Here is a 25,060-nt window from a genome sequence, read left to right as displayed (position 1 = left end):
AGCTGCTCGGCTTCAGCCTCGGCGGCGACGGGCTCGGTCTCGGCTTCGGTGACCGGCTCCGTGTGAGCGTCGGTGTCCTGCGCCTCGGGCGCGGTTGTGGCGAGCTGCTCGGCTTCAGCCTCGGCGGCGACGGGCTCGGTCTCGGCTTCGGTGACCGGCTCCGTGTGAGCGTCGGTGTCCTGCGCCTCGGGCGCGGTCGTGGCGACCTGCTCGGTCTCGGCCTCGCCGACGAGCTCCGTGTCCCGAGCCTCCGGCTCGGTCGTGGTGGCCTGGTCGGCGGCCGCCTCGGCGACCAGCGCCGGCTCGGCCTCGGTGACCGGCTCCGCGTCAGCGGCGGTGTCCGGTGCGCTCGCGAGGGCGGTGGACGACTCGGTCTCGTCGGCGTCCTGCGCCTCCGCCTCGGCGGCGAGCGCCGGCTCGGCCTCCGCCTCGGTGACGAGGTCTGCCTCCGCCACGTCGGCCGCGCCCGGCAGGAGCTCGACCTCCGCGTCCACGAGCGCTGCCACGTCGCCGGCCTCTTCCGCGTCCAGCGACTCCGCCGCAGGCGGGGTGCGCTGGGCGAGGAGGGTGGTGGTGGCCGTGGCGTCGGCCTGTTCGGCCGTCAGTTCGGTGAGGAGGGTGGAGAAGCCCTGGGCCGTGAGGGAGTCGTGGAGCTCGCGGAGGCGGGGAAGGCGGTAGAGGGTGCCCTCGTCCGCCGCCAGGGAGTCCAGGAGAGAGGTCAGGACCGCCAGGGGGAGTTCCTCGAGCGGGGTGGTGGGCTGAAGGAGCAGCGTCAGCTGCTCCAGGCCCGCGAGGGCGGCCGTGGCCGCGTCCGCCGCGGCGTCGAGGAACGCGAGGTCGGCGGGGAGGGACGGCGGGGTGTCGTCGCCGGTGAGGGCCTGCCACTTCGCGCGGGCGGTGGACGCCTCGACCAGCGCCGCGTGGAGGTCCTCGCGCCGGACGCGGCCCGTCGCGGCCAGCGCGCGGGCGCGGCGGCCGAGGCGGGCGCGGTGCCACCAGGACTGGCCGACGCCGCGCTCCGCGCGCCATGCGGCCGTCGCGGTCGCGGCGGCCAGCGCCTGGAGGGTGTCCGAGGAGGCGACGTAGGCCTGCGGCTGAAGGATCGAGAGCGTGGCGCGGACCCGCGCGAGGACGGCGACGACGGCCGCCGTCTCGTGGACGGTCGCCGGCGTGTGGAGGTCGCGCACCGACTCCAGCCGTTCGGCGGCGTCCCGCAGGCCGGGGACGTCGCGGCCGCGCAGCTCCGTCAGGACGGTGGAGGCGGCCCGGGCCTCGTCCATGCGGGACACGAAGTCGAACGCCGCGTACCAGGGGTGGGTCTCGGCGCGGAGCGTGAAGCCGCCTGCCTCCGCGTAACGGTGCAGGTCCTCCCGGGCTTCGGGCGACAGGAGTGGTGCGGGAAGGGCGCTGCTGCTGTGGACGGACGCGACAGTCATAAGCGGAAGGTTCCCTGGCTGAGTCGGTGACGGGTGGCGGTGGACACACACGATAGGGGTAGTGACCGACGCCGCGTCGGGCACGTCCCCGCGAGTCGCGACGGGCGCGTCGCGACTCGCGGACCGGTGCGGTCCGGCCCCGCCGACCTGCGGCGGGCGCCGAAGGCAACAGCCGCCGTTGCCTGCCGGGGAGTTCGGCCGGGCTCAGCCCCAGTTGGCGGCGAGGTGGACGCCTGCCAGGGCGACGACCGCGCCGGTGGCGAGGGACGCCGTCAGCAGGGTCCAGCGCAGGGCGCGGCCGGAGACCGGGTCCTGGCGGCGCAGGTCCGCGGTGACCAGGCGGGGCAACCGCAGCAGGTGGGCCAGGACGTGGATCGAGGTCAGCGCGACCCAGAGGTAGAAGGCGGCTTTGTGCAGGAAGAGCACGGTATGGGCCAGGTCGCCCGGGCCGACCAGCGCGAGCGTGCAGCCGGTGGCCAGCACCGCCACCGTCAGCAGGATCTGGAGCGGGCCGAGCAGGCGCAGCGCCATCGGCGGGGCGCCGTGGCGGCGGTAGGCGGGGTCGCCCGTGTAGTACCGGTAGACCCGGTAGCCCGTCGTGCCGATCTTGAGCGCGACCGGGCCGGTCAGCATCAGACCGACGAAGAAGTGGACGGTCAGCAGCCGCGTCACCGACAGGATGGTGAAACCCTGGACGGCCAGCAGCACGAGCAGGACCGTGCCCACGGAGGCGGTCAGCCGCGTGTTGCCCTCGGGGCCGCGTGACTGCCGCTGCTCCTGACGTGAGGGGGCGACGGGCGCAGTGGTCACCGGATGTTCCTTTCCACACGGACCTGGGGACGTGCGCTGAGTCTGCATGATCGGTGACTAAGAACTCGTTCAGCCCCTGCCTCGGCGCTCAGCCGCCGGAACGTTCCAGCCGCAGCGCCAGCACCGGGCAGGCGGCCACCGCGCGGCGCGCGTGCGAGCCGAGTTCGGGCGGCACGGCCGTGCCGTGGACGATCGGATAGCCCCATTCGTCCGGTGAGAGCAGTTCGGGCAGCAGCTCCGTGCAGGCACCGTGGCCCTCGCAGGCGATGCGGTCGAGCCGTAGGGTCAGTTCACGCGCGCGTGTGAAGGGCACGAGGTTCACCTCCACTCTTCGGGGCCGGGCACCGCGCCCTGCGGCACGGTGAGCAGCGATGGTTCCGCCGCCCCCGCGCACGGACCGAACCGCCGGTGCCACGCGACGTCCTGCGCGAAGGTGCGCAGCGCCGTCGCGGCCAGGCGGGAGGCGCCGTCCGGGTGCCGGCAGGCGCCCCGCCCGGCCAGCAGGCCGACGCGTCGCTCCAGCCGCTCGTACGACGCGTCGTCGAGCCGGCCGGCGGCGAGCGCGGCGAAGTCCTCGGCGACGGCGGGCAGGCCGAACCGGCACGGCCCGCACTGCTGGGCGCCGTTTCGGGCCAGGAAGCCCAGCACCGCCGCCGTTTCGGCCAGTCCGCAGGCGCGCTCGGGCAGGGCGACCAGCACCCCGGCGCCGGGACCCGCGCCGAGCTCGGCCAGCCCCGGCCCGGTGAACCGGGCCGGGAGTGCCGCGTCGGCCGGCAACCAGCTGCCGAAGTAGCCGCCGACCAGCACGGCGGAGAGCCGTTCGGTCGGGCCGCCCGCCAGGTCCAGCAGCGCGCCGACGGCCGCGCCGGTCGGGGCCTCGTAGACGCCGGGGTGGTGGACGCCGCCGGTCAGCGTGACCAGCGTCGTACCCGGCGCCTCCGCAGCGCCCTCCTCCCGGTACCAGGCGGGACCGTAACGGGCGATCAGGGCGAGCTGGGCCAGCGTCTCGACGTTGTCGACCAGGGTCGGACGCTTCGCGACGCCCTTCTCGAACGGGCGCGGCGGCGTCGCGGTGGGGCGCGCGTCGCCGCCGTTCAGCCAGTTGACCAGTGCGCTCTCCTCGCTGGAGACGTAGTGGTGCGGCAGCTCGTGCAGTCGCACCGGGACCGGGTCCAGCCGGAGCCGGGCACGTTCCGCGAGCGCGGCGCGCAGCTCGCGCACCTGCTCCGTCCGGGTCCGGGCGACGCACAGGTGGGCGGCGTCCGCGCCGACGGCGCGCACGGCCAGTGCGATGCCGTCCAGGACCAGGTGCGGCGCCAGGTGGAGCAGCGTCTCGTCCTTGCGGCTGGCCGGCTCGCTCTCCATGCCGTTGGCGAGGACGACGGCCCGGCCGCGACCGGCGGCGACGGTCCGTAGCTTGCGGCCGGTGGGGAAGGCGGCCCCGCCGCGGCCGGTCAGCCCGGCCTCCTCGACGGCGTCGCGCAGCGGTGCTGGCGGCGTCTGCGGGAGCGGGCCGTAGCGGTCCCGGTGGTCGCTCAGGTCGGCGGCGTGGCCGGTGGTGAACCAGCCCGCGAGGAGCCGGGTCCCGTGCGGGCCGGGGCGGGCGCCGTCATCCCGCGTGAGCGGCAGCCGCCGGGTGGTGTCGAACGTGGTCATCGGGTCACCTCCGCGACTCGCACCTGGTGGTCCGTCACGGGCGCCGCACCGAGGGCGCGGTGCGACCAGCCCGGGGCGAGCGGACCCGCGTGCAGGAAGCCGACCAGGGCCAGCGGTACGACAAGGGTGCCCAGGGCCGCCGTCAGCCGGGCGGGCGCGCGTCCGGGCCCGGCCCGGAACAGCCGCCACCAGACCGCGAGCACGACCACGCCCAGGCAGCCCAGGTAGAGGGCGAGTTGGAGGGTGTCGCGGGTGTCCGTCCCGGTCCCGGCGGCGTGGAAGAGGGCGACCGGCCAGGACGCGTAGGCGAGCCAGTGCAGCGCCTTCCAGCGGCGCTGCCCGAACCGCAGCCGCAGGCCGCTGGTCGCGCTGGTCAGCGCGACGGCGAGGAGCAGGTCGAAGGCGACCGTGCCGAGCCCCAGCCACAGCGTCCGGTAGCCGGCGGTGAACGGCACCAGCGTGATCCACCAGCCCAGGTGGACGAAGCTGTCCAGGATCGCGGTGACGATGTGGATCGCCAGGAAGACGAGCGTCAGGAACGCCAGGTTGCGGTGCAGCGCGGTGATCTCGAAGCGGGCGACCACGCGGGGCGCGTGCCGTCCGCCGACGGCGACGCCGAGCGCGACCGTCGCCGTCAGCAGCACCAGCGCCACGGTGCCGCCCGCGCGGGTGGCGAACCACAAGGGGCTCGGGGCGGTGCTCGCCGCGCTGCCGGCGGCCAGCAGGAAGCCGTTCATGCGGCACCTCGCGGGGTGGCGTGGGTCGGGGCGTCGTGTGTCGGCGCGTCGTGGGTCGGGGTGTCCTCGGGCCAGCCGCAGACGCGCAGCACGCCGCCGTCGTCGTGCACGAGCCGCGCCGGGAGCCCGGCGTGCCGCAGCATCGCCGGGGCGTCCGGGCCGAGCACGAGGGCGGCTGTGGCCGCGGTGTTCGCGGCCAGGCAGGTCGCGGCGGCGACGGTGACGGTACGCCAGCAGGCCTCGGGGTTGCGTCCGGTGCGCGGGTCCACGACGTGGTGCACGGGGTGGCCGTCACGCCACCAGGTGCGGACGGTGGTGCCGGAGGTCGCCAGGCCGCCGCCGGTGACGGCGACGACGGGGGCGTCGGGCGCGGGCGCGCGGTGGTCGTCGGCGACCGCGATCCGCCACCCGCCGTCCGGGCTCCCGCCCACCACGGCCAGGTCCCCGCCGAGGTTCACCAGCACGCCGCAGCCGAGGGCCGCGGAGAGCAGCCGCGCGCTGCGGTCGGCGGCCCAGGCCTTGGCGGTCGCCCCGAGATCCAGCGCGACCCCCGCGGGCACCCGTAGCCGCCGCTCGGTTGGGTCCCACTCCAGCGCTCGCGCGCCGACGCCGGGGAGGTACTGCGCTCGCGCGGCGGTCGGGCCGCTCGGGGACCAGACGGTTCCGGTGCCTGGGCCACCGCCGGGCTCCGACCAGTGGCCGGGCTGGGACGCCTGCGAAGCGGGGCCGCCGGCCTGCTGCGCTCGCGCGGCGGTCGGGCCGCTCGGGGGCCGGGGGGCGTCGGGGCGGATCGGGGCTGCTGCCGGGGCGGGCGGGAGCCCGAGCTGCTCTGGGCGGAGGGAAGCGAAGGTGCGGTCGTAGCCGAGGTTGATGACGGCGGTGCCGACCGTCGGGTCGACCAGGCCGCCGGTCCGGGCCGAGGCCTGGAGGGCCGCGTCCAGGGCCTCCGCGAGGCGTGGGCCGACCGTCACGGCGCGGCCTTCGGCGGCGGCCGTGTTGGCGCGGGAGAGCTCGGAGTCGGGGCGGAACCGGCTGCAGGCCGCGTCGATCGCGGCCAGCTCGGTGCGCAGCAGCCGCAGCGCGCGCGGCAGCGCGTCCGGGTCGGTGACCAGCAGGTGCGCCGTGGTCCCGAAGACCGGGAAGCTCGCCCGGCCGGTCACGAGCCACCCGTGGTGGTGTGCGTGGGCTGCGGCGTCGGGGCGGGCGGGGGCGCGGCCTGCGTCGGGACGGGCGGCGGTGCGGCCTGCGTCGGCGGCGCGACCGTGGTGGGGGCCGGCGCGGGCGGGACGTAGGCGCGGGTGGTCGCCGGGGCGGGCTGCACGGGCACGGTGGTGTGCGTGGGGTGCGGGGTCGGCCGCGGCGTCGTCGGGGTGACGGACGGGGACGCGCTGTGGCGGGGACTCGCGCTTGCCGAGGCCGAGGCCGTCGTCGGGGCCGCGGTGGACGGGGAGGGCGACGGCGTCACGGCGCTGCCGCCGGCCGTCGAGGCCTGCGCGTAGCCGGTGGCGAGCGCCACCGATCCGGCGGCCGCGGCCACGGTCACCCAGCGGGTGGCGCTGCCGACCCGGCGCACCGACCGGTCCCGGCGGTGGGCGCGGGCCCTGGCGGCGGGCTGCTGCTCGGACGAGTCCATCCTGGCTCTCCTCGAACGGTCGGCGACGGCTGGTCTGCCCGTCCAGCGTGCCGAGCGGCCCGTGGGGTTCCGGTTCAGGAAGTACTAAGAACTGGCAAGCATCGGCCGCCGCCCGTGACCGCGGGGACCGCACCACCGCCTCAGCCGCCGGGGCGCTCCCTGCGGTCGCGCCGGTCGCGGCGTTCCGTGCGGGAGGAGGCCGGGGCGGCGAGGAACCAGAGGTGGACGGTGAGGCCCCCGCCCGGGGTGGGCTCCAGCGCGGCGCGGCCGCCGTTCGCGGACACCAGGCGGTGGACGATGGCGAGGCCGAGGCCGGTGCCGCTCTCCCGGCCGGTGTCGAAGCGGAGGAACGCCCGCTCCCGCGCGGCCTCGTCCATGCCCGGGCCATTGTCGACGACCGAGAGCCGGACCTCGGCCTGGCGCGGGTCCGGCGTGGTGCGGACCACGATCTGGCCCCCGGCGGGGACCGCCTCCAGCGCGTTCGCGAACAGGTTGTCCAGCACCTGCTCCAGATCCCCGTTGGTCAGCAGCGCGCTCACCCCGCTGGGGCCCTGCGCCGCGAGCCGTACGCCGCGCTCCTCCGCCACCGGCTCCCACGCCGCGATCCGGTCCGAGACCACCGTGTCGAGCCGTACCGCCGACTGCCGCGGCACGGAGTTCTCCGCACGGGCGACCGCGAGCAGGCCGTCGACCAGGCGGGACAGCCGGGCGATCTCGTCCTGCGCGCCGCCCAGCTCCTGCGCGGTGTCCGCGTCCGCGTCGGCCGCCAGCAGGTCCAGGCGCAGCCGCAGCGCGGTCAGCGGGGTGCGCAGCTGGTGCGAGACGTCGGCGATCACGGCCCGGTGGCCGTGCATGAGGTTCTCGGTGCGGGAGGCCATGGTGTTGAAGGTGGTCGCGAGCCGCCGCACCTCGGGCGGCCCCTGGGTGATCGTCGCGCGGGCGTCCAGCCGGCCCTCGCCGAGCCGGGCGGCCACCTCGTCCAGTTCGACCAGCGGGCGCCCGACCCAGCGGGCCAGCCGCACCGCCACCAGGACGCCCGCGCCCAGCGCGCCCAGCGCGCACACACCGAGCCAGCCCCAGATCGCCAGCAGCTGGTCGTCCAGACCGTCGGTGGAGCGGGAGTAGAGGAGGGCCCCGGCGGGCGGCACGGTGTCGCCGACCGGCACGGCCATGGTCAGCCAGTTGCCGTTCTGCGCGGACTGCTGAGTCCCGGTGCGCAGCACCTGTGCGAGCGCGCCCTGCGGGAGCGCGTCGGCGTGGCAGGGCGTGGCGAGGAACAGGGCGCCGTGGGCGTCGAAGACCTGCGCGCAGTCGCCGTGGGCGGCCGCCGCGTCGATCTGCTCGCGGGCGTCGGCGTCGGAGCGATTGTCGGAGAGGTGCTCCTCGGCGGCCGAGGCGACCGTGCGGGCGCGGGCGGCGGTCTCCTCGCGGAAGGAGTCGTTCTCCCGGGCGGTGATCGAAATGCCGAGGGGCACCACCGCGAGCACCAGCAGCGCCACCACGAGGCTCAGCACGCTGACGGCGATGCGCCTGGTCACCGGCCGGGCTCCGGCGTCCGGGTTCCCGGCTGCGTCGTTCCCGGCTCCCTCGTTCCGGTCCCGGTGGCCGTTTCCGGTCCGGCCTCAGCCTCGACTCCGGCTTCCGCTTCGGTTCCGGCCTCGCCGAGGCGGAAGCCGCGTCCGTAGACGGTCTCCACCAGGCCCGGCACGCCCAGCTTGCGGCGCAGCGCGGCGATGTGGACGTCCAGCACCTTGGTGGGCCCGTACCAGTGGGCGTCCCAGGCGCGCTCCAGGATCTCCTGGCGGGTCACCACGCGGCCGGGATCGGTGGCCAGTACCCGCAGGATGTCGAACTCCTTCGGCGTCAGCGCGATCTCCTGCCCGCCGACGGTGACCCGCTGCGTGCGCGGGTCCACGGTCAGCGGGCCGTGGACGACCGGCTCGCCGCCGCTGGGCCGGGTGCGGCGCAGCACCGCGCGCAGCCGGGCCAGCAACTCGGCCAGGCCGAACGGCTTGACCAGGTAGTCGTCGGCGCCCTCGTCCAGCGCCGCGACCCGGTCGGCCTCCTCGCCGCGCGCGGTGACCACGATGATCGCCGCGTCGGACTGGCGGCGCAGTCGGCGGCAGACCTCCACGCCGTCCAGGTCCGGCAGGCCGAGGTCGAGCAGCACCACGTCCGGCGTGGGCCGCGCGGCCAGGGCCTCGGCGCCCGTCCCGGCCCGGCGCACCGCGTAGCCGGCCCGGGTCAGGCCCCGGACCAGGGAGTCCGCGATGCCCTGGTCGTCCTCGACGACCAGGACGGCCAGCGCGGGCCCCGCCGTCGCCCCCGCCGCCGCTGCCGTGTCGCTGACCTGTGCCATTGGGCCAGCGTAGAACGCGGGAGGGTGCCGGAAGGGCACCGCAGGGGACCTTTACCGCATCTGAACCAGGGCCGGGGAGACACTGGAGACCCGGCGAAGCCGACCCCGAGAGGGAGACGATGCGGATCACCGTGCTGACGGTCCCCGACTGTCCCAACGCCGCCGTCGTCCGCGAACGGCTGGCGCAGGCGCTGGACGGTCGGGACGTGCCGGTCGAGTGGGTCGAGGTGACCGACGCGGCACAGGCCGCCGCCACCGGGATGACGGGCTCGCCGACGCTGCTGCTCGACGGGGTCGACCCGTTCGCCGCGCCCGGTGCCGCCCCGAGCGTCTCCTGCCGCCTCTACCGGGGTGCGGACGGGGCGGTCCAGGGAGCTCCCGGCGTCGCGGAACTGCGCAGTGTGCTGGGCGCGGCCCCGGGTGGGTGGGCGCCGTCACACCGTGCCGATCCGACGTGAGCGCCGGAATTCTGTTACGGTTCAAGTACCGACGCGGGGTGGAGCAGCTCGGTAGCTCGCTGGGCTCATAACCCAGAGGTCGCAGGTTCAAATCCTGTCCCCGCTACTACATCCCTGTGGGCCCGGCCGAACGGCCGGGCCCACAGGGCTTTTTGTGGCTTCTTTGTGTGGCTTCTTGTGGAAGGTCCGTCGTGAACCACCGCACCAACCGTTCCAACGATCAGCGTCCGGCGACCCGTTTCGGTCGCCCGCTCTCCCCCGAGGAGCGTGCCGGTAAGAAGCGTGGTGGCGGGCAGCGGGCGAGCGCGGAGGCCGGGCAGCGCCGCGGCGCAGGCTTCGCCGCGCCCAACCGGCGTCCGGTGAAGCGTCAGACGGTGGCCCCTCAGGGCGAGTTCGAGGTGGTCGCCCCCGAGCAGCCTGCGCTGCCGGCGGCCGCGTCCTTCGCCGAGATGGAGCTGCCGCGTGCCCTCCAGACGACGCTGACCCGTCAGGGCGTCACCGAGCCGTTCCCGATCCAGGCCGCGACGCTCCCCAACGCCCTCGCCGGACGCGACGTGCTGGGCCGCGGCCGCACCGGCTCCGGCAAGACCCTGGCCTTCGGCCTCGCGCTGCTGGCGCGCACCGCGGGCCGTCGCGCGGACGTCAAGGCGCCGCTGGCGCTGGTCCTGGTCCCGACGCGTGAGCTGGCGCAGCAGGTCAACGCCGCGCTCACCCCGTACGCGACCGCCGTCAACCTGCGCATCGCCACCGTCGTCGGCGGTCTGCCGATCGGCCGCCAGGCGGGCGAGCTCAAGCGCGGCGTCGACGTGCTGATCGCCACCCCGGGCCGACTGCGGGACCTGCTCGACCGCGGCGACGTGCGCCTGGACCGGGTCGAGATCACCGTCCTGGACGAGGCCGACCAGATGGCCGACATGGGCTTCCTGCCGCAGGTCACCGCGCTGCTGGAGCAGGTCCGCCCGGACGGCCAGCGGCTGCTGTTCTCGGCGACCCTGGACCAGAACGTGGACCGCCTGGTCCGCCGCTTCCTCAGCGACCCGGTCACGCACTCCGTGGACCCGAGCGCGGGCGCGGTGACCAGCATGGAGCACCACGTGCTCTACGTCACCGACCAGCACAAGCGCGACGTCACGCTGGAGATCGCCGCCCGCGAGGGCCGCGTGATCATGTTCGTGGACACCAAGCGCGCCACCGACCGGCTCGCCAAGGACCTGCTGGCCAACGGCGTCCCGGCGGGCGCGCTGCACGGCGGCAAGTCGCAGCCGCAGCGCAACCGGGTACTGGACCAGTTCAAGCAGGGCCAGGTCACCGCGCTGATCGCGACGAACGTCGCGGCCCGCGGCATCCACATCGACGACCTCGACCTAGTCGTCAACGTCGACCCGCCGACGGACCCGAAGGACTACCTCCACCGGGGCGGCCGCACGGCCCGCGCGGGCGCGTCCGGCACCGTGGTGACGCTGGTGCTCTCGCACCAGCGGCGCGACATGACGCAGCTGCTCAAGGACGCCGGCGTGCGTCCCAACGACGACCGTGTCCGCCCCGGCGACCCGGAGCTGGTCCGGATCACGGGCGCGCGCCGTCCGTCGGGCGTCCCGGTCACCCTCCCGGTCCCGACGCCGCCGGCTCCGCCGGCGCAGCGTGCCCCGCGCGCGACCTCCGCCCGCGGCGGCCGTCCGGGCAGCAGTGCCCGCCCGGACCGCGCCGGTGGTCGTACGGAGCGGCCCCGTCGCGCCTCGGGCGCGGGTGCGGGCGCGGCTGGGGAGCGTACCGAGCGCACGGGGCAGCAGTCCCCCCGCCGCTCCGGCGCCGCCCGCCCGGACGCCCCCCGTCGCACCCAGCGCCGTCCGGACGGCCCGGCCAAGGGCTGAAATCCGCCTGTCGACGTCATGAGGCCGGGGCCCCGTACCAGGGGTCCCGGCCTCTTTGCGTCGCTGCCCCTTTGCGTCGCCGCCTCTTGACGTCGCTCACCAGGAGGGTGTTACTGTCTCCATATCATTCACAGCTCGAATGATTATGGGGGAGATGAGATGAGCATGGTGGTGGACGTCCTCGGCTTCGCGGCGGAGCTCGCGGTCTACGCGGCGGCGATCTGGTGGGCCTGGACCCTGAGGCGTCCCCGGGTGGTCCGGCTGGCCGTCGCGGTGGTGGCGCTGGTGCTGCTCGCCGCGGTGTGGGGGGAGTGGGCGGCCCCTACGGCGGCGCATCCGCTGCACGGGGCCGGGCGTGCCGCCTTCGAGATCTGCTGGTTCGGTGCGGGCGCGCTGGCCGCGCTCCGCGCCTGGAACGCAGAACGTGCCCGCCGGCAGCGGGATCGCTGCTGACGGGCACGTTCTGCGTGCTACGGGGAGGGCGGGATCAGTAGCCGCTCGTGCCGTAGGCGATGTTCTCGAAGGCGCCGTAGGTGGCGTTCGCGTAGCGGACCGCGGCGACGATGTTGTCGACCGGGTTCCAGATGTCGTTGTGGCCCGCCAGTGCGTAGGTGTCGAACGTCGGCTGGATGACCTGCATCAGACCGATGGACGGCGTGCCGGCGGCCGCGTTGGAGTCCCAGTTGTTCTCGGCGCTGGGGTTGCCGGAGGACTCGGTCATGGCGCGGGCCTCGATGGCGGCGGCCGGCGGCACGTGGTCGCCGTCGGCGGCCAGGATGGCCTGGGCCTGGGCGATCCAGCCGCTCATGTCGTTGGAGTAGGTCGGCGTCGCGGCGGCGGCAGCAGCAGCGGCAGCGGCGGCCTTGGCCTTCGCGGCGGCAGCGGCCTGCGCCTGAGCCTGGGCCTGCGCGGCAGCGGCGGCCTTCGCCTGAGCGGCGGCAGCGGCCTGCGCCTTCGCCTTCGCGTCGGCCTCGGCCTTGGCCTTGGCCGCGGCGTCCGCCTTGGCCTTCGCGGCGGCGTCGGCCTTCGCCTTCGCGGCGGCGGCGGCCTTGGCGGCGTCCGCGGAGGCGGAGGCCAGCGGCGCGCGCTGCTCGGAGCGGTTGGCGGTGTCGGTGGTGGGGCGCGCCACGGCCGAGGTGGAGGCCACGGCGGCGGTGTGCGGCGCGGAGTCGCTGCCGGTGAGTGCGACGGCGGTGCCGGTCGCGGCACCGGTGACGAGCAGGGCGGCGCCGACGCCCGCGGTGATGCGCTTGTTCATGCGCACCACGGAGAGGCGCTTGTTGAGGTGCACGAGGGAAAGACGGATCCGGGGACGCATGACACTCCGATGTCGAGGGGGCTGCCCACAGCCGCAGGGCGCACGGAGCCACGCGCTCGCCGAGGCGGCGTCGCAACGCGGGGTGCGCCCGGTGGCACTCGGGACTGGCCCGACCGAGCAGGGGAGCAGCGAGGCGTTTGACAGGTCGGCGCGCTGGGCGCCGGTCGCCGTGCTCCCGGCAGGCTTTCCGTTCGCCTGCCTTCAGCACCCTCACACGGCCTTCACAAGCGGAGCAAGCAATACCGCCGGTAACGTGCGTCATGCCACAGACGGCCCGTGAGCTGTGTCTCAGCGGTCTCGCGGAGGTCACGGGCGGCCGGCGGGGCAGGGGTGCCTGCCCGGCCGTGCGGGCCAAGGCCGGGACGCCCACGAACGGGTGCGGGCGGAGACCACCCGATAACGCCCCGGTCACGAGGGTGGCCCGGCGGCCCTTGACGGGGGACCGCCCCCGACCCTCTGACGGGGCGTCGGCCATGGGAAAGCCCGCCGGAACGGGGGACGGCGCACGGCGTTTGCACTACGCTCTGCCCCGCCCGTGCGCCCGTGATGCGGCCCCGTGACGTGACCAGGAGAGCGTGATGACGACGACGGCCCGACGTGGCAGACACCTGCCGGCTGCGGCGGTCACGCTGCTCGCCCTCGCGGGCGTGGCCGGCTGCGGCCCGGACACCGACGCCTACTACGAGCTCCAGAACGCGATGAAGTCCCACATCACCAACGTGGACCACCGTCCCGTGGACTCCGTCTCGTGCACCCCGCACGTCCAGGGCACCATGCGCGGGGACACCGCACACCTGCACTGCGTCGTGGTGTTCAAGGACGGGACGTCCTACACCGCCAACGCCTCGATCGAGAACCAGAACTCCGGCGGGCGGCACAACATGCCCGACCTCTACACCTGGGACAGCCCGCCGTCGAAGTGACACCACCGCGGCGTCCCCACGCAAATGGCACGGCGTGTAACAGAACGTCCACAATCCGGGACCGGCGTCGGGGCGTTCGCGAAACCCCCATACGATCTCCCTGATTCCGTTTCGGATTTCGGATTCGCCCGACCGCACCCAGCACACCGGGGAGATCATGCAGCGCGACCGCGACCTCGACATGCCCGTGTGGTCGGGGGACGCCCCCACGCCCCGGCGCCGGAGCAGGAAGTGGCTGATCGTCTCGGTGGCCGCGGTGACCGTGGCCGGGGCCGGCGGTGTCGCGGCCCTCGCGTACGCGCGCGGCTCGCAGCCGGCCGCCAAGCCGGCCGCGCACGTGCCGGTGGTCACCGCGCCCACCGCGGCGCAGGCGGTGGCCGCCACCCGCCAGTTCGTCACCTCCTGGGCCGGCGGGGACGCGACGGCCGCCGGCCAGGACACGGACCAGCCCACCTCGGCGCAGCCCGCCCTGCAGACGTTCGCGATCGGCCTGCACGCCACGGCGGTCGCCTTCGGCGCGGTCGCCGCGGGCACGTCCGACCCGGCCGTGCCGCACGCGCTGCGCACCTCCTTCAAGGCCACGGCCACCCTCGGCGGCGGTGGGACCTTCGGCTGGACCGGCACCGCCGACGTGCTGGTCGTCGACGGCAAGCCGCTGGTGCACTGGGCGCCGTCGGTCCTCTACCCGGGTCTTCAGGCCGGTCAGACGCTGACCTACGGGAGCGTCCCGGCCACGAGCGCCAAGGTCGTGGACCGGCACGGCGCCACGCTGACCGCCGCCGCCTACCCCTCGCTGGCCGGTGTCCTCCAGGGGCTGCAGAAGCGCTACGCGGGCAAGGCGACCCGCACGCTCGGGCAGGGCGTCGCCATTGTCGGGGCAGGTGGCAGTGGGACCGTCAAGGTCGTCGACGTGGTCCGCCCGGCGAAGCCCGGCACGATCCGCACCACCCTCGACGCCGGCCTGCAGGCCGCCGCCGAACGGGCCGTCAAGGACTCCCACATCGGCACCATGCCCGCCGACGTCGTCGCCATCGACTACACCACCGGGGAGATCCGCGCCCTCGCCTTCCGTGGCGGTGACGCGGCCCTGAACGGCGCGGCGGCGCCCGGCTCGACGATGAAGATGATCACTTCGGCGGCGCTCTTCGACAAGGCCGGCCTGACCCCCTCGTCCTCGTCCCCGTGCGTCAAGAGCACGGTGATCAACGGTCAGACCTTCCACAACTTCCAGAACGAGAGCGACCCGAAGGCCGACATCGTCAAGGACTTCGCGATCTCCTGCAACACCGGCTTCATCGACGCCGCCACCGCGCACCTGCACTCCGGTGACCTGCGCGAGGAGGCCCAGGACGTGTTCGGCATCGGCGACTGGAAGATCGGCGTGCCGACGACCGACGGCAACGTGCCCGACGAGAACGGCAGCACCAACCAGATCGCCGCGCAGTCGATCGGGCAGGGCCAGGTGACCATGAACACCCTGGCGATGGCCTCCGTGGCGGCGACGATCGCCGACGGGGCCTTCCACCAGCCGATCGTCGTTCCCGGCCTGCCCCAGCAGCCCGCCAAGCGCCCGATCTCGGCGGCGACGGCGCAGGCGCTGCGGTCGATGATGGTGGTCACCGCGACCGCGTCGTACGGCACCGCCGAACCCCGCATGGCGGGCATCCCCGGCGGCGCCAAGACCGGCACCGCCGAGACCGCCACGGCCACCAACGGCTGGTTCGCGGCCTACGACACCGCCAACCACCTCGCCGTCGACGCCCTCGTCATCGGCGGCAAGGAGGGCGTTCTCACCGCCGGCTACGTCGCCCGCGACGTCTTCCTCGCGGGCTGATCCCGGCCCGGTCTGCCCGGCGGCGGGCCCGGGCCGGTCAGCCGAGCGGCTCGAAGTCGCCCGGCTTCCAGGAGCCGTCGAACGCGGCCTGCTCCGGGCCGTAGACGCGGAAGTAGGCGAACCAGCCGTGGCCGGGCCGGGTCCGGATCCAGCGGCCCTCCGCCCCCGGCGGCTGCTCGGGGCCGAAGTAGAGGTCGACGTGGTCGGCGCCCTCCGGCTCCAGCTTCTCGAAGAGCGAGCGCAGGGCCGCCTGGTTCTGCTCGGTCGCGACCTCGGAGCGGGTGCGCGCGTCGTAGGCGGTGACGGACCAGAACAGCGAGTACGGCACCGGCAGCGGCACCCGCAGCCGGTAGCCGCGGCCGCCGTCCAGGTAGCCGCCGGAGGCGTCGCGGTGGCCGAGCCAGTACAGCGAGCCGGCGCCGGGGCCGCGGCGGAACATCGCGGGCGAGGCGACGATCGCCTGCGCGAACCAGCGGTCCTTGGCCTCCACGTCCAGCGAGCCGTCCCGCTCGAAGGTGCCGTTCTCCGGGCGCAGGCCCACCCACTCCCAGGCCCGGTCCGGCCACGCCATGCGGTCCGGGCGCCGGGAGGCGAAGGCCGATACCAGCATCTCGTCCCGCCCCCGCCGGGCCGCCTCGGTGAGGATGCCCGCCATCCGCTCGTCGGGGGCGAACGGCCGGCCCGCCTCGATCCCGAGTTCGGCCAGCAGGCCGAGCATGGGGCGCAGTTCGTCGACGGCGGGCTCGGTGTCGACGACGGAGTGCAGCACCCGCCAGAACTCCAGGTTGTCCTCGACGGCCAGGGGCGTGGTGTCCATCGGCATGTCGTCGTCGCGCAGGAAGGTGAACGCCGGCGGGTCGTCCCGGCGGTCCCACGGGTAGATCCTCACGGTCCGCATCAGCTCGACGGCCTGCTCCAGGTCGCCGTTGAGCGGCAGGGCACGCAGGGCATAGAGCACCTGCCAGGTGTCGCAGCGAACGACCTCGTAGCCCTCGGACCCGGCCGGCGGCTCGCCGTCGTGGCCGGGCGGCAGCAGCAGGACCCTGCCGCCCTTCGGGCCGTTGCGGCCCGGCAGGCCGAGGTCGACCAGCCAGCGGTGGTAGTGGTCGTCGACCAGGCCCACCAGCGGGCCCGGAGGCAGCTCGATCACCATCGGGCCGGACTCGCGCAGATCCAGGCCCGCGCCCAGGTAGGGGGTGTCGGAGTTCAGGGTGAAGCCCACCTGGACCGGCCCGGCCACGATGATCCCCGCGGCCGCGTTGCTCGCGCCGATCGCGCGGGTGCCGCGCAGGATCATCTCCAGCGAGACCGTGGGGTAGAAGAACCGGTACGCCTCCACCGCCCGGCGCCGGTCGCTGACCTCGAACGACGCCTGCGCGCTCGCCTCGACCGGGAAACCGTCCCGGAACTCCACCTGCTCCGTCATGACTGCGCCTCTTTCCCACCTGGCTTGTTCCCACCTGGCTCGCGTCCCTGAGCGCCACCCTTGCCGTTGGCCCGGCCCCCGGCGACCGGCGCCCGCCGAACGGGTGACGCGTGGCGGGGCGCACGGGCCGGTCCGACGCACGGCGGGTGTCACCCGTCCGGGTCACCGCTCTCGCGCCACGCTGCGCCGTCCGAAGGATGGGGAGCAGCGGGCACGAGGGAGGGCGGATGGCGGAGAACGCGACGGAGGCCTCGGCGGGGCGGGACTGGCCGGTGGCCGGGTGGCTGCGACGGTACCGGTGGCACCGCTTCGGGCCGGACTCGCTCGGCGCGGCCACGGCGTGGGCGCTGATCGTGCCGGAGTGCGTCGCCTACGCGCAGATCGCCGGGGTGCCGCCGCAGAACGCGTTCTACGCAGCGCCGATCGCGCTGCTCGCCTACGCGCTGTTCGGCACCTCGCGGTTCCTGATCGTCGGCGCCACCTCCGCCGCGTCCGTGCTCTCGGGCGCGACGGTCTCGGGGCTGACGACGGACCCGGGCAAGGCCGCCGTCTTCTCCGCCGCGCTGGCCCTGATGGCCGGGGCCGCGCTGATCGTGGCGGGGCTGTGCCGGCTCGGCTTCATCGCCGACTTCCTGGCCGAACCGGCGCTCGTCGGCTTCCTCTTCGGCATGGCGCTGACGATGATCGTCCGCCAGCTGTCCAAGCTCACCGGCCAGTCCACCGGGGACGGCGACTTCTTCCGACGCCTGTGGCACGTGCTGTCGGAGATCGGTCAATGGAGTTGGACGACGGTGCTGGTGGGGGCGGCCTCGATCGTCGCGCTGCTGGTGCTGGAGCGGTTCCTGCCCAGGCTCCCGGCGGCGCTGGTCGTCCTCGTCGTCGGCATCCTGCTCTCCGTCGCGCTCACGCTGAAGGACCACGGCGTCGACATCGTCGGCACGATCCCGCGCGCCGTGCCCACCCCGGCCTGGCCGGACCTGCCGCTGCACGACTGGCTCACCATGGGCTCCGGCGCCATGGGCGTCGCGCTGATCTGCTTCGCCGAGGGCTTCTCGATCGCCGGGAGCTTCGCCCGCAAGCACGGCGACACCGTCGACGCCAGCCGGGAGATGACGGCCATGGGCGCGGCGAACGCCGCCGTCGGCCTGTTCAGGGGCTTCGCCGTCTCCGGCAGCGCCTCGCGCTCGGCGGCGGCCGAGAGCGCGGGCGGCAGCAGCCCGATGGTCTCGGCGGTCGCGGCCGTGCTGGTGCTGGTGACCGGTGCGTTCCTGACGCCGCTCTTCACCGACCTGCCCGAGCCGGTCCTCGGCGCGATCGTCGTCGTCGCGGTGCGCGGCTTCCTCAACGTGGCCGAGCTGCGCCGGTACTGGGAGCGGGACCGGCCCAGCTTCGCCGTCGCCATGACTGCGCTGCTCGGAGTCCTGGTCTTCGACCTGCTCCCCGGGCTGCTGCTGGCGGTGCTGCTGTCGCTGCTGTTGTTCATCGCCGCCGCCAGCCGCCCGAAGGTCTCCGTACTCGGGCACCTGCCCGGCACCACGGTCTACGCGGACGCGGGCGAGCACACCGCCGCCGTCACCACGCCCGGCCTGCTCGTCGCCCGCCCGGACGGGACGCTCTTCTTCGGCAACGCGGCCCGGGTCAAGAACGCGGTGGTCGACCTGGCCGCCCGCGACGGGGCCCGCGTCGTCGTGCTGGACCTGACGGCCAGCTACCGCTTCGGCGTCGAGGTGCTGGACACCATCGGCGAGCTGCGCGAGGAACTCGCCCACCACGACGCCGACCTGTGGCTCGCCCGGCCGCGGGTGTGGACGCGGGAGTTCATCGAGACCAGCCGCCTCGGCGCCCAGCTCGGCCCGGACCGCATCTTCGACACCGTCGGCGACGCCGTCGGGGCCTTCGGCCGCGTCGGGCCCGCAGCCTCAGCGGACTGACCCCTCGGCGGGATCGGGCTCCGGAGCTCCACGGATCCGCCGGCGGTACTCCGCCGGGGTGGTGTCCAGCCTGCGGCGGAACGCGCGGATCAGGGTGTCGACCGAGCGGAAGCCGCACGCGGCGGCCACCCGGTCCAGGGTGTCCTCGGCGGCCTCCAGCCGGTTGCGCGCCGCCTCCACCCGTAGCGACTCCACGTAGGCGGCGGGCGTCATGCCGAGCTCCGCCTTGAAGACGCGAGCCAACTGCCGTTCGCTGACGTTGGCCTGCCGGGCCAGATCGGGCAGGGTCAGCGGGGCGTCCAGATGGCGCAGGATGTGCAGTCGTAGTTCGTCCGTGCGGCGGGTGGTGGTGGCCGTCGGCTGTGTCGGCACGCTGAACTGGCTCTGCCCGCCCGTGCGCTTCAGGTACATCACCAACTGCCGTGCCACGCGCAGCGCCACGGCCTCGCCGAAGTCCTCCACGACGAGTGCCAGGGCGAGGTCCAGGCAGGCGGTGATGCCCGCGCCGGTCCAGACCCGGCCGTCGCGGACGAAGATCGGGTCCGCGTCCACCCGCACGGCTGGGAACTCGGCGGCGAGCTGTCCGGCCGTCGACCAGTGCGTGGTGGCCCGCTTGCCGTCCAGCAGGCCGGCGGCGGCGAGCAGGTGCGCACCCACGCAGACCGAGGCCACCCGTCGCGAACGCGCGGCCAGCTCCCTCACCTGTGCCACCAGTTCCGGGTCCGTGAGGGCGCGCACGTTCCGTTCCGCGTCCAGCTCGACGGCGCCGGGGACGATCAGGGTGTCGATCCGGCGCTCGGCCGCCTGCGCGAAGGTCACGTCGGGCACGACCCGCACGCCCGCCGCCGTCCGGACCGGCTCCAGGGTCGCGGCGGCGAGCAGCACCTGGTAGCCGGTCGCGTCCGGGGTCTCCCGCCGCAGCAGGGCGAAGACCTCCGGCGGACCGGTGACGTCGAGCAGGTCCACCCCCTCGAACAGCATGATGACCAGGCGTCTGCCGAGCACGTTCCGCTCCCCCGGGTGTCCGATTCTGCGCATCGGATGACATGGTGCGTCATTCCGCCCGGATCGTAGCGTCGAGGCATGACGACGACCCTGCGTGACCTCAACGCCCTCGACCCCACCCCGGCCGCCCTCGCCGATTCGACCCTGATCCTCATCGACTACCAGAACACCTACACCCAGGGCGTGATGGAGCTCGACGGCTGGAAGGAGGCCCTGAATGCGGCCGCCGGTCTGCTGGCACGCGCCCGCGCCGCCGGTGCGCCGGTGATCCACGTCGTCAACGACGGCGGCGCGGGAACCCCGTACGACGTGCGGGCCGAGATCGGCCGGATCCACCCGGCCGTCGCCCCGCTCGCGGGGGAGCCGACGGTGGTGAAGACCGCGCCGAACGCCTTCCTGGACACCGAGCTGGGCGGGCTCGTCGACGCGGCCGGCCGGCGCAGGCTGGTCGTCGCGGGGTTCATGACCCACCTGTGCGTCGCCTTCACCGCCCAGGGCGCGTTCCTGCGCGGCGACCAGGTCACCGTCGTCGCCGACGCCTGCGCGACCCGGCCGCTGGACACGCCCGTCGGCACGGTCACCGCCGGGCAGCTGCATGACGCCGCGCTGGCCACGGTCCACGACCTGTACGGCGTGGTCGTGCCGTACGGCGCGTCCCTCGGCTGACGACGCACGACGGCAGGGCCGCCGGGGAGGGCGGCCCTGCCGGGCGGATCAGCGGGAGTGGATCAGCGGGCGTGGGTCAGGAGGCGGTCAGCGCCGTGTCGTCGACGACGAAGCTGGTCTGCGCCCCGGAGCCCTCGACGCCGGTGAACTTGACTGTCACCGTCTGGCCCGCGTAGGCGGACAGGTTGAAGGAGTACTGCGCGTAGCCGGAGGCCGCGTTCAGGTTGGAGTAGGTCCCCAGCGTCGACAGCACCGTGCCGGAGGCGTTCAGCACCTGCACCTTGAGCGTGTCGGAGGCGGTGGTGCTCGTCTTGTCCGAGTCGACGTGCAGCCAGAAGGAGAGGTTCGCGGCACACCCGGCCGGGACGGCCACCGACTGCGCGAGGGTGTCCGTGTGGGCGCTGCCGTAGCCGTCCAGCCACGCGTCCCAGCTGCCGGAGTGCGCGGGCTCGGAGGAGGTGTCGCTGTTGAGAACACCGGACGTCATGCTCCACGGCGTGGCGCTGCCGGTCTCGAACCCGGGGTTGCCGAGCTTCTGGCCGGGGCCGGTGCAGCCGCCGCCGCTGCTCGGGTTGACCGTCCAGGTGAAGGTGGCGGAGCCGGAGGCGCCGGTGGTGTCCGTGGCCGTCACGGTGACGGTGGAGCTGCCCGCCGTCGTCGGGGTGCCGGAGACCAGGCCCGTCGAGGAGTTGATCGAGAGGCCGGCCGGGAGGCCGGTCGCGGCGTAGGTGAGCGTCTGGCCGGAGGCGGAGTCGCTCGCGCCGAGCTGGAGCGAGGCGGCCGTGCCGACCGTGGCCGTCTGCGTGCCCGGGTTGGTCACGGTGACGGTGTTCGCGCCGCTGCTGCCGCCGCCGAAGGCGTCCGTGATCGGCGTCGCGCTCGCGGCGTTGCCCGTCGCCGCCACGCCGAGGCTGTCCTCGACCGTGCGCAGCACGTTGTCGTGGGTGATGTTCTCGCTGTACTGACCGGCCGTCACGCCCGCGCCGACCATCAGGGTCGGAATCTGGTTGCTGGCGCTGGAGTCGTCCTCGTCCCAAGTGACCACGAGCAGGCTGTTGTGGGTCTTGGCCCACTGGGCGTAGCTGTCGATGTTGTTCTTCAGCCAGGTGTCGCCCTGCTGAATCGTGCCGTCGTGCATGTCGTCCAGCAGGTTGGGGACGACGAAGCCGAGCTTGGGCAGCGTGGTGTAGTCGGTCGGGTAGGCCGCGAAGGTGCGGTTGTCGGCCGCCGGCACGTCGGTGAAGTTCGACCAGGGGTTGTGCTTGCGGGCGTACTCGCCGCTGGTGCAGCCGGTGTAGCCGTCCGAGGGCATCGACTCGGAGTAGCCGGTGAAGCTGTCGCCCGCCGCCAGCGCCTCGCCACCGAGGTCGGGGCCGGAGAAGGTGTGCGGGCAACTGTCGTCGGAGACGCCCTGCGTCGAACCCGAGAAGAGCTCCAGGTAGTTGGGCTCACTGGGGTGGGTGACCGCGAAGGACTGGGTGAAGACGGCGCCCTGCGAGGCGAGGGTGTTGATGTAGGGCGCGGAGGAGCTGCCGATGATCTCGTCGTAGGCGTGGTTCTCCTCGATGACCACCAGGACGTGGTCGAAGTGCGGCACCGACGTGGCGGCGGTGGCCGTCACGGACGCGGGTGTCGCGTGTGCGGCGGGCGCGGTGAGGGCCGCCAGCGCTGCGGCGGTGGCCGCGAGGGCGACGGCCGCTGATCGGATCTTCCGGTTCACGATGGTCTCCCGAAGGCTTCGCGAATCGCTCTGGGGCGACCCGGTCCGGCCGCCCCCGACACGGTCGTCGAGCCGCGTGGGCATGACAAGAGGAATCGGCTACTCCTACGCGGAAGTTCACTTTCTGTGCGTTTCCTGTGAGCGAGGTGAACAGGTGAAAACGCCGCTGATTGCTCAGAATTGCTAGGCATTGCCTGCATACGGGTGAATTCTGTCGGTCGACCCTTGCCGGGCTGCTTATGATCCACTTCCTGTGACGCCAAGTCAGAGCTCAACCCGTACGGACGCCGCCGACGTGGTGATCCTCGGCGCCGGACCCGCCGGGCTGGTGCTGGGCAACCTCCTGCACGCGAACGGGATCGACTGCCTCGTCCTGGAGCGGGCCGAGCGCTCCCACCTGCACGCCCGCGCCCGCGCCGGGTTCCTCGCCGCGAACACCGTGCGCGTCCTCGCACGCCACGGACTCGCGGACGGCCTGCTCAGGCACGGCACCCGCCACGCCGTCTGCGAGTTCCGCACCGAGGACGGCCGGTTCCGGCTCGACTACGGCACCCTCGGCCGCGGCGAGCAGCACACCGTCTACCCGCAGCAGGAGCTGGTCGCGGACCTGCTGGCGCGCTACCTCGACGCGGGCGGGCGGATCAGCTTCGGCACCGAGGCCCTCGCCGTGCTCGGCGCCGAGGGCGACCGTCCCGTCGTCACCGTGTGCGGCGCGGACGGCCGTCCGGGCCGGGTGCCCGCCCGCTACGTCGCCGGCTGCGACGGCCGGCACGGAGCCGCGCGCCGCTCGCTGCCGCCCGAGGCCGTCCGCCACCGCCGCGACCACGGCGTCTCCTGGCTCGGCCTGCTCGCGCAGGCCCCGCCGAGCCTCGACGCGGTCGGCTACGCGGTGCACGAGCGCGGCTTAGCCGGGCACATGGCGCGCACCCCCGACGTGACCCGCTACTACCTGCAGTGGGAACGCGGCGTCCCGGCCGAGGCCTGGTCCGAGGAGCGTGTCTGGGACGAGCTGGCGCTGCGCATGCGCGCCGCCGACCACGGCCCGCTGCGGCAGGGCCGGATCGTCCAACGGGCCGTCGTCGACCTGGAGTCCGACGTGCTGGAGCCGCTGCGGTACGGCTCGCTGTTCCTGGCCGGCGACGCCGCGAGCCTGCTCGCGCCCGCCGCCGCCAAGGGCGCGAACCTCGCCGTCCTGGCAGCGGAGCTGCTGGCCGAGGCCCTGCTCGACGACCTCGTCCACGGCGACCCCTCGGGGCTCGAGCGCTACTCCGCGCGCTGTCTGGAGCACCTGTGGCGGGCGCAGGAGTTCTCCCACTGGATGGTCCAACTGCTGCACCACCCGTCCGGGGTGGGGGGCGAAACGTTGTTCCACGACGCGTTGCGGCGTTCGCGCCTGACCTCCCTGCGCACCTCGCGCGCGCACCAGGACTGGTTCGCCGAGAACTACGTCGGCGTCTGACCACCGCGGCCACCCGGCCACCTGCCACCTGACCACCTGACCACCTGACCACCTGACCACCTGACCCCCGAGGTTGCCCGTGATGACGACGATCCCGACCGACGCCGCCCGCCTGCGCGCCGCGGTCGCCTTCGTCCGGCAGCAGGACACCGCCGCGTTGCTGGCGCTGCTGCTGCCCGGCCTGGACGGACCCGAGCTGCGTGCGCTGGTCGACCGGTGCCGGTTCTCCCACGCCGCCCTGCTCGTCTTCCCGGAGTCCGAGCGGGCGCTCCGCGCCCAGCTGGCCGACTGCGGCCTGGCCCCGGACGTCGAGGCGCTGCCCAGCGTCGTGGTCCGCGACCGCCTCGCCACGCGGCACGGACACGAGGCCGGCCGGCTCGCCGTCACCATCCTGCGTCCGCCCGTACCCGGGCCGGAGGCAGAGCCCCGCACGGTCGAGATCTTCGCGCTGACGGTGCCGCCCGGCTCGCCGCTCGCCCCGGTCGCCGCGCGCGAGCGGGTCGAGCAGCACGAGGCGCACCTGGCCTTCGAGGTCGACCGGCCCGACCCGCTGGTGCTGCGCGGCATGCGCGCGCTGCTCGCACGCCACGGCGCGGTCGCCGACGGCGGCGGCTACAACCCGCACGAGGACGGCACGGTCTTCTACTTCACCGCGCCCGCCGACTCCAAGGCCGGCTACGGTCGCGTCGAGCTCTACGCGCCGGGCGACCACCGCGAGGTGCTGGCGGCCCACCTGGCCGAGCACCGCGCCCAGCAGCCGGCCGAAACGTTGCTGCGCCTGCTGACGGGCGCCTGGACCACGCAGGCGCTGGCCGTCCTCGCGCAGCTGCGGGTGCCCGACGCCATGGCGCTCGACACCGCGACCACGCCCGAGGGCCTGGCCGCGCGGGTGGGCGCCGATCCCGAGTCCCTGGCCCGGCTGCTGCGCTACGCCGGCATGCTCGGCGCCGTCGTGGCCGAGGACCACGTCGAGCACCAAGGCGTGAGGGAGGCCTACCGGCTCACCCCGCTCGGCGAGCTGCTGCGGGCCGACGCCCAGGGCTCGCTGCGACCGCTCGCCCTGATGTACGGGGGGCCGTTCTACCGCTCCTTCGGGCACCTCGCCCACACCGTCCGGACCGGCGAGGTGGCCTTCGACCACCTCTTCGGCGAGAACCACTTCGACCACTTCGCCCGCGATCCGGAGCTCGCGGAGCTGTTCGACCGGTCCATGGCCGCCAGCTCGCGCCTCTTCGAACCGCTCACCGCCCACCCGGTCGTCACCGCGGCGGCCGCCACGCCCGTCCCCGCCACCGTCGTCGACGTCGCGGGCGGCAACGGCGAGCTCCTCGGGCGCCTGCTCACCGCGCACCCGCGGCTGCACGGCGTCCTCCTGGAACGCCCCCACGCCGTCGCGGCCGCCCGCCGGGCGCTGACCGCCGCGGGTTGCGCCCCCCGCTGCGCCTATGTGACGGGCGACTTCGCGGACGTCCCGCCGGACGCCGACGTCTACGTCCTCTCCCGCGTCCTGCACGACTGGGACGACGACCGCTGCCGCGCCATCCTGCGCCACTGCGCGGACGCCATGCCGCCCCACGCGGACCTGCTGATCGTCGAGCGCCTGCTGCCCACCGACGGCTCGCCCTCGCTCGCCACCGCCTGGGACCTCCACATGATGTGCAACGTGGGCGGCCGCGAACGCACCGCGCCCCACTACGCCCGCCTTCTCGCCGACGCCGGTCTCACCCTGGTCGGCCACACCCCCCTTCCGCTCGACGCACACGTTCTCCACGCCCGCGGCATCCACGCCCGCCGGACGGAGGGCCGGTAGCCTCGGGG

At 74.5% G+C, this 25,060-nt stretch carries 21 protein-coding genes, 1 tRNA gene and 1 pseudogene; 10 read left to right on the top strand and 13 right to left on the bottom strand.

Annotation, left to right across the window (positions count from 1 at the left end; genetic code table 11):
• The 9 genes and pseudogenes from ABH931_RS20315 to ABH931_RS20275 form a co-directional block, all read right to left on the bottom strand.
• Positions 1 to 1,436: pseudogene (locus ABH931_RS20315) on the bottom strand (hypothetical protein); the annotation flags it as partial.
• 204 nt (positions 1,437 to 1,640) lie between these two features.
• Positions 1,641 to 2,246, bottom strand: coding sequence for a hypothetical protein (locus tag ABH931_RS20310; protein WP_370115187.1), 606 nt, complete (start codon positions 2,244 to 2,246; stop codon positions 1,641 to 1,643).
• 88 nt (positions 2,247 to 2,334) lie between these two features.
• Positions 2,335 to 2,559, bottom strand: coding sequence for a ferredoxin (locus tag ABH931_RS20305; RefSeq protein WP_370115185.1), 225 nt, complete (start codon positions 2,557 to 2,559; stop codon positions 2,335 to 2,337).
• Positions 2,560 to 2,564: 5 nt separating this feature from the next.
• Positions 2,565 to 3,902 (bottom strand): NADH-ubiquinone oxidoreductase-F iron-sulfur binding region domain-containing protein, encoded by a 1,338-nt coding sequence (locus ABH931_RS20300; protein ID WP_370115184.1) that lies wholly within the window; start codon positions 3,900 to 3,902, stop codon positions 2,565 to 2,567.
• A complete protein-coding gene (locus ABH931_RS20295) occupies positions 3,899 to 4,639 on the bottom strand; it encodes a ferric reductase (protein ID WP_370115182.1) in 741 nt (246 codons plus the stop codon). The genes ABH931_RS20300 and ABH931_RS20295 overlap by 4 nt, the downstream gene beginning before the upstream one ends.
• Positions 4,636 to 5,799, bottom strand: coding sequence for an FAD:protein FMN transferase (locus ABH931_RS20290; RefSeq protein ID WP_370115180.1), 1,164 nt, complete (start codon positions 5,797 to 5,799; stop codon positions 4,636 to 4,638). The genes ABH931_RS20295 and ABH931_RS20290 overlap by 4 nt, the downstream gene beginning before the upstream one ends.
• On the bottom strand, positions 5,796 to 6,272 hold the full coding sequence (locus ABH931_RS20285; protein ID WP_370115179.1) for a hypothetical protein: 477 nt from the start codon (positions 6,270 to 6,272) through the stop codon (positions 5,796 to 5,798). The genes ABH931_RS20290 and ABH931_RS20285 overlap by 4 nt, the downstream gene beginning before the upstream one ends.
• Positions 6,273 to 6,412: 140 nt before the next feature.
• Positions 6,413 to 7,810, bottom strand: coding sequence for a sensor histidine kinase (locus ABH931_RS20280; protein ID WP_370115178.1), 1,398 nt, complete (start codon positions 7,808 to 7,810; stop codon positions 6,413 to 6,415).
• Positions 7,807 to 8,631 (bottom strand): response regulator transcription factor, encoded by an 825-nt coding sequence (locus tag ABH931_RS20275; protein ID WP_370115176.1) that lies wholly within the window; start codon positions 8,629 to 8,631, stop codon positions 7,807 to 7,809. Before ABH931_RS20275 ends, ABH931_RS20280 begins: the two co-directional genes overlap by 4 nt.
• A 119-nt stretch (positions 8,632 to 8,750) precedes the next feature.
• Between ABH931_RS20275 and ABH931_RS20270 the strand changes: the two genes are divergently transcribed.
• The 4 genes from ABH931_RS20270 to ABH931_RS20255 all read left to right on the top strand — a co-directional run bounded on the left by ABH931_RS20270 (position 8,751) and on the right by ABH931_RS20255 (position 11,413).
• The gene (locus ABH931_RS20270) at positions 8,751 to 9,089 is read left to right on the top strand and encodes an alkylmercury lyase (RefSeq protein WP_370115174.1); all 339 of its coding nucleotides are present in this window, start codon (positions 8,751 to 8,753) and stop codon (positions 9,087 to 9,089) included.
• A 32-nt stretch (positions 9,090 to 9,121) separates the two neighbouring features.
• Positions 9,122 to 9,195: transfer RNA gene (locus ABH931_RS20265), tRNA-Met, on the top strand.
• 85 nt (positions 9,196 to 9,280) lie between these two features.
• Positions 9,281 to 10,960 (top strand): DEAD/DEAH box helicase, encoded by a 1,680-nt coding sequence (locus ABH931_RS20260; RefSeq protein WP_370115172.1) that lies wholly within the window; start codon positions 9,281 to 9,283, stop codon positions 10,958 to 10,960.
• Positions 10,961 to 11,119: 159 nt separating this feature from the next.
• A complete protein-coding gene (locus tag ABH931_RS20255; protein ID WP_370115171.1) occupies positions 11,120 to 11,413 on the top strand; it encodes a DUF2568 domain-containing protein in 294 nt (97 codons plus the stop codon).
• A gap of 34 nt (positions 11,414 to 11,447) precedes the next feature.
• On the opposite strand, the gene ABH931_RS20250 is transcribed toward ABH931_RS20255, so the two are convergent.
• The gene (locus ABH931_RS20250; RefSeq protein ID WP_370115169.1) at positions 11,448 to 12,278 is read right to left on the bottom strand and encodes a transglycosylase SLT domain-containing protein; all 831 of its coding nucleotides are present in this window, start codon (positions 12,276 to 12,278) and stop codon (positions 11,448 to 11,450) included.
• Between the two features lie 578 nt (positions 12,279 to 12,856).
• Between ABH931_RS20250 and ABH931_RS20245 the strand changes: the two genes are divergently transcribed.
• Positions 12,857 to 13,201 carry a hypothetical protein gene (locus ABH931_RS20245; protein ID WP_370115167.1) on the top strand — a complete coding sequence of 115 codons (345 nt, stop codon included), beginning with the start codon at positions 12,857 to 12,859 and terminating at the stop codon, positions 13,199 to 13,201.
• A gap of 157 nt (positions 13,202 to 13,358) precedes the next feature.
• Entirely contained in the window at positions 13,359 to 15,035 is a 1,677-nt protein-coding gene (locus ABH931_RS20240) for a penicillin-binding transpeptidase domain-containing protein (RefSeq protein ID WP_370115165.1), read from the top strand.
• Positions 15,036 to 15,072: 37 nt separating this feature from the next.
• Here the strand turns inward: ABH931_RS20240 and ABH931_RS20235 are convergent, their stop codons facing one another.
• Complete coding sequence (locus tag ABH931_RS20235) at positions 15,073 to 16,461, bottom strand: DUF1254 domain-containing protein (RefSeq protein ID WP_370115163.1); 1,389 nt, start codon at positions 16,459 to 16,461, stop codon at positions 15,073 to 15,075.
• A gap of 227 nt (positions 16,462 to 16,688) precedes the next feature.
• Between ABH931_RS20235 and ABH931_RS20230 the strand changes: the two genes are divergently transcribed.
• A complete protein-coding gene (locus tag ABH931_RS20230) occupies positions 16,689 to 18,392 on the top strand; it encodes a SulP family inorganic anion transporter (RefSeq protein WP_370115161.1) in 1,704 nt (567 codons plus the stop codon).
• On the opposite strand, the gene ABH931_RS20225 is transcribed toward ABH931_RS20230, so the two are convergent.
• Positions 18,381 to 19,430 (bottom strand): GlxA family transcriptional regulator, encoded by a 1,050-nt coding sequence (locus tag ABH931_RS20225; RefSeq protein ID WP_370115159.1) that lies wholly within the window; start codon positions 19,428 to 19,430, stop codon positions 18,381 to 18,383. The genes ABH931_RS20230 and ABH931_RS20225 overlap by 12 nt on opposite strands.
• Positions 19,431 to 19,475: 45 nt before the next feature.
• Here ABH931_RS20225 and ABH931_RS20220 point away from each other — a divergent pair, with 45 nt between their 5' ends.
• Complete coding sequence (locus tag ABH931_RS20220) at positions 19,476 to 20,063, top strand: isochorismatase family protein (RefSeq protein WP_370115157.1); 588 nt, start codon at positions 19,476 to 19,478, stop codon at positions 20,061 to 20,063.
• Between the two features lie 76 nt (positions 20,064 to 20,139).
• Here ABH931_RS20220 and ABH931_RS20215 read toward each other — a convergent pair whose 3' ends face one another.
• The gene (locus tag ABH931_RS20215; protein WP_370115155.1) at positions 20,140 to 21,867 is read right to left on the bottom strand and encodes an alkaline phosphatase family protein; all 1,728 of its coding nucleotides are present in this window, start codon (positions 21,865 to 21,867) and stop codon (positions 20,140 to 20,142) included.
• Positions 21,868 to 22,078: 211 nt separating this feature from the next.
• On the opposite strand from ABH931_RS20215, the gene ABH931_RS20210 reads away from it, so the two are divergent.
• On the top strand, positions 22,079 to 23,242 hold the full coding sequence (locus ABH931_RS20210; protein ID WP_370115196.1) for a 4-hydroxybenzoate 3-monooxygenase: 1,164 nt from the start codon (positions 22,079 to 22,081) through the stop codon (positions 23,240 to 23,242).
• Positions 23,243 to 23,324: 82 nt separating this feature from the next.
• The gene (locus ABH931_RS20205) at positions 23,325 to 25,052 is read left to right on the top strand and encodes a methyltransferase (RefSeq protein ID WP_370115153.1); all 1,728 of its coding nucleotides are present in this window, start codon (positions 23,325 to 23,327) and stop codon (positions 25,050 to 25,052) included.
• Positions 25,053 to 25,060: the final 8 nt, after the last annotated feature.

Origin of the sequence: Streptacidiphilus sp. MAP12-33 (assembly GCF_041261265.1) — a bacterium.
Classification (GTDB): domain Bacteria; phylum Actinomycetota; class Actinomycetes; order Streptomycetales; family Streptomycetaceae; genus Streptacidiphilus.
Note: the sequence above shows the minus strand (reverse complement) of the source record. Positions and strands in the feature narration are given on the sequence as shown.

Bases quoted from the DNA above. Each gene is read 5' to 3' on its own strand.
- ABH931_RS20300 (WP_370115184.1), bottom strand. From the start codon at position 3,902: ATGACCACGTTCGACACCACCCGGCGGCTGCCGCTCACGCGGGATGAC.
- ABH931_RS20295 (WP_370115182.1), bottom strand. From the start codon at position 4,639: ATGAACGGCTTCCTGCTGGCCGCCGGCAGCGCGGCGAGCACCGCCCCG.
- ABH931_RS20285 (WP_370115179.1), bottom strand. From the start codon at position 6,272: ATGGACTCGTCCGAGCAGCAGCCCGCCGCCAGGGCCCGCGCCCACCGC.
- ABH931_RS20275 (WP_370115176.1), bottom strand. From the start codon at position 8,631: ATGGCACAGGTCAGCGACACGGCAGCGGCGGCGGGGGCGACGGCGGGG.
- ABH931_RS20270 (WP_370115174.1), top strand. From the start codon at position 8,751: ATGCGGATCACCGTGCTGACGGTCCCCGACTGTCCCAACGCCGCCGTC.
- ABH931_RS20255 (WP_370115171.1), top strand. From the start codon at position 11,120: ATGAGCATGGTGGTGGACGTCCTCGGCTTCGCGGCGGAGCTCGCGGTC.
- ABH931_RS20250 (WP_370115169.1), bottom strand. From the start codon at position 12,278: ATGCGTCCCCGGATCCGTCTTTCCCTCGTGCACCTCAACAAGCGCCTC.
- ABH931_RS20245 (WP_370115167.1), top strand. From the start codon at position 12,857: ATGACGACGACGGCCCGACGTGGCAGACACCTGCCGGCTGCGGCGGTC.
- ABH931_RS20240 (WP_370115165.1), top strand. From the start codon at position 13,359: ATGCAGCGCGACCGCGACCTCGACATGCCCGTGTGGTCGGGGGACGCC.
- ABH931_RS20235 (WP_370115163.1), bottom strand. From the start codon at position 16,461: ATGACGGAGCAGGTGGAGTTCCGGGACGGTTTCCCGGTCGAGGCGAGC.
- ABH931_RS20230 (WP_370115161.1), top strand. From the start codon at position 16,689: ATGGCGGAGAACGCGACGGAGGCCTCGGCGGGGCGGGACTGGCCGGTG.
- ABH931_RS20225 (WP_370115159.1), bottom strand. From the start codon at position 19,430: ATGCGCAGAATCGGACACCCGGGGGAGCGGAACGTGCTCGGCAGACGC.
- ABH931_RS20220 (WP_370115157.1), top strand. From the start codon at position 19,476: ATGACGACGACCCTGCGTGACCTCAACGCCCTCGACCCCACCCCGGCC.
- ABH931_RS20215 (WP_370115155.1), bottom strand. From the start codon at position 21,867: ATGCCCACGCGGCTCGACGACCGTGTCGGGGGCGGCCGGACCGGGTCG.
- ABH931_RS20205 (WP_370115153.1), top strand. From the start codon at position 23,325: ATGACGACGATCCCGACCGACGCCGCCCGCCTGCGCGCCGCGGTCGCC.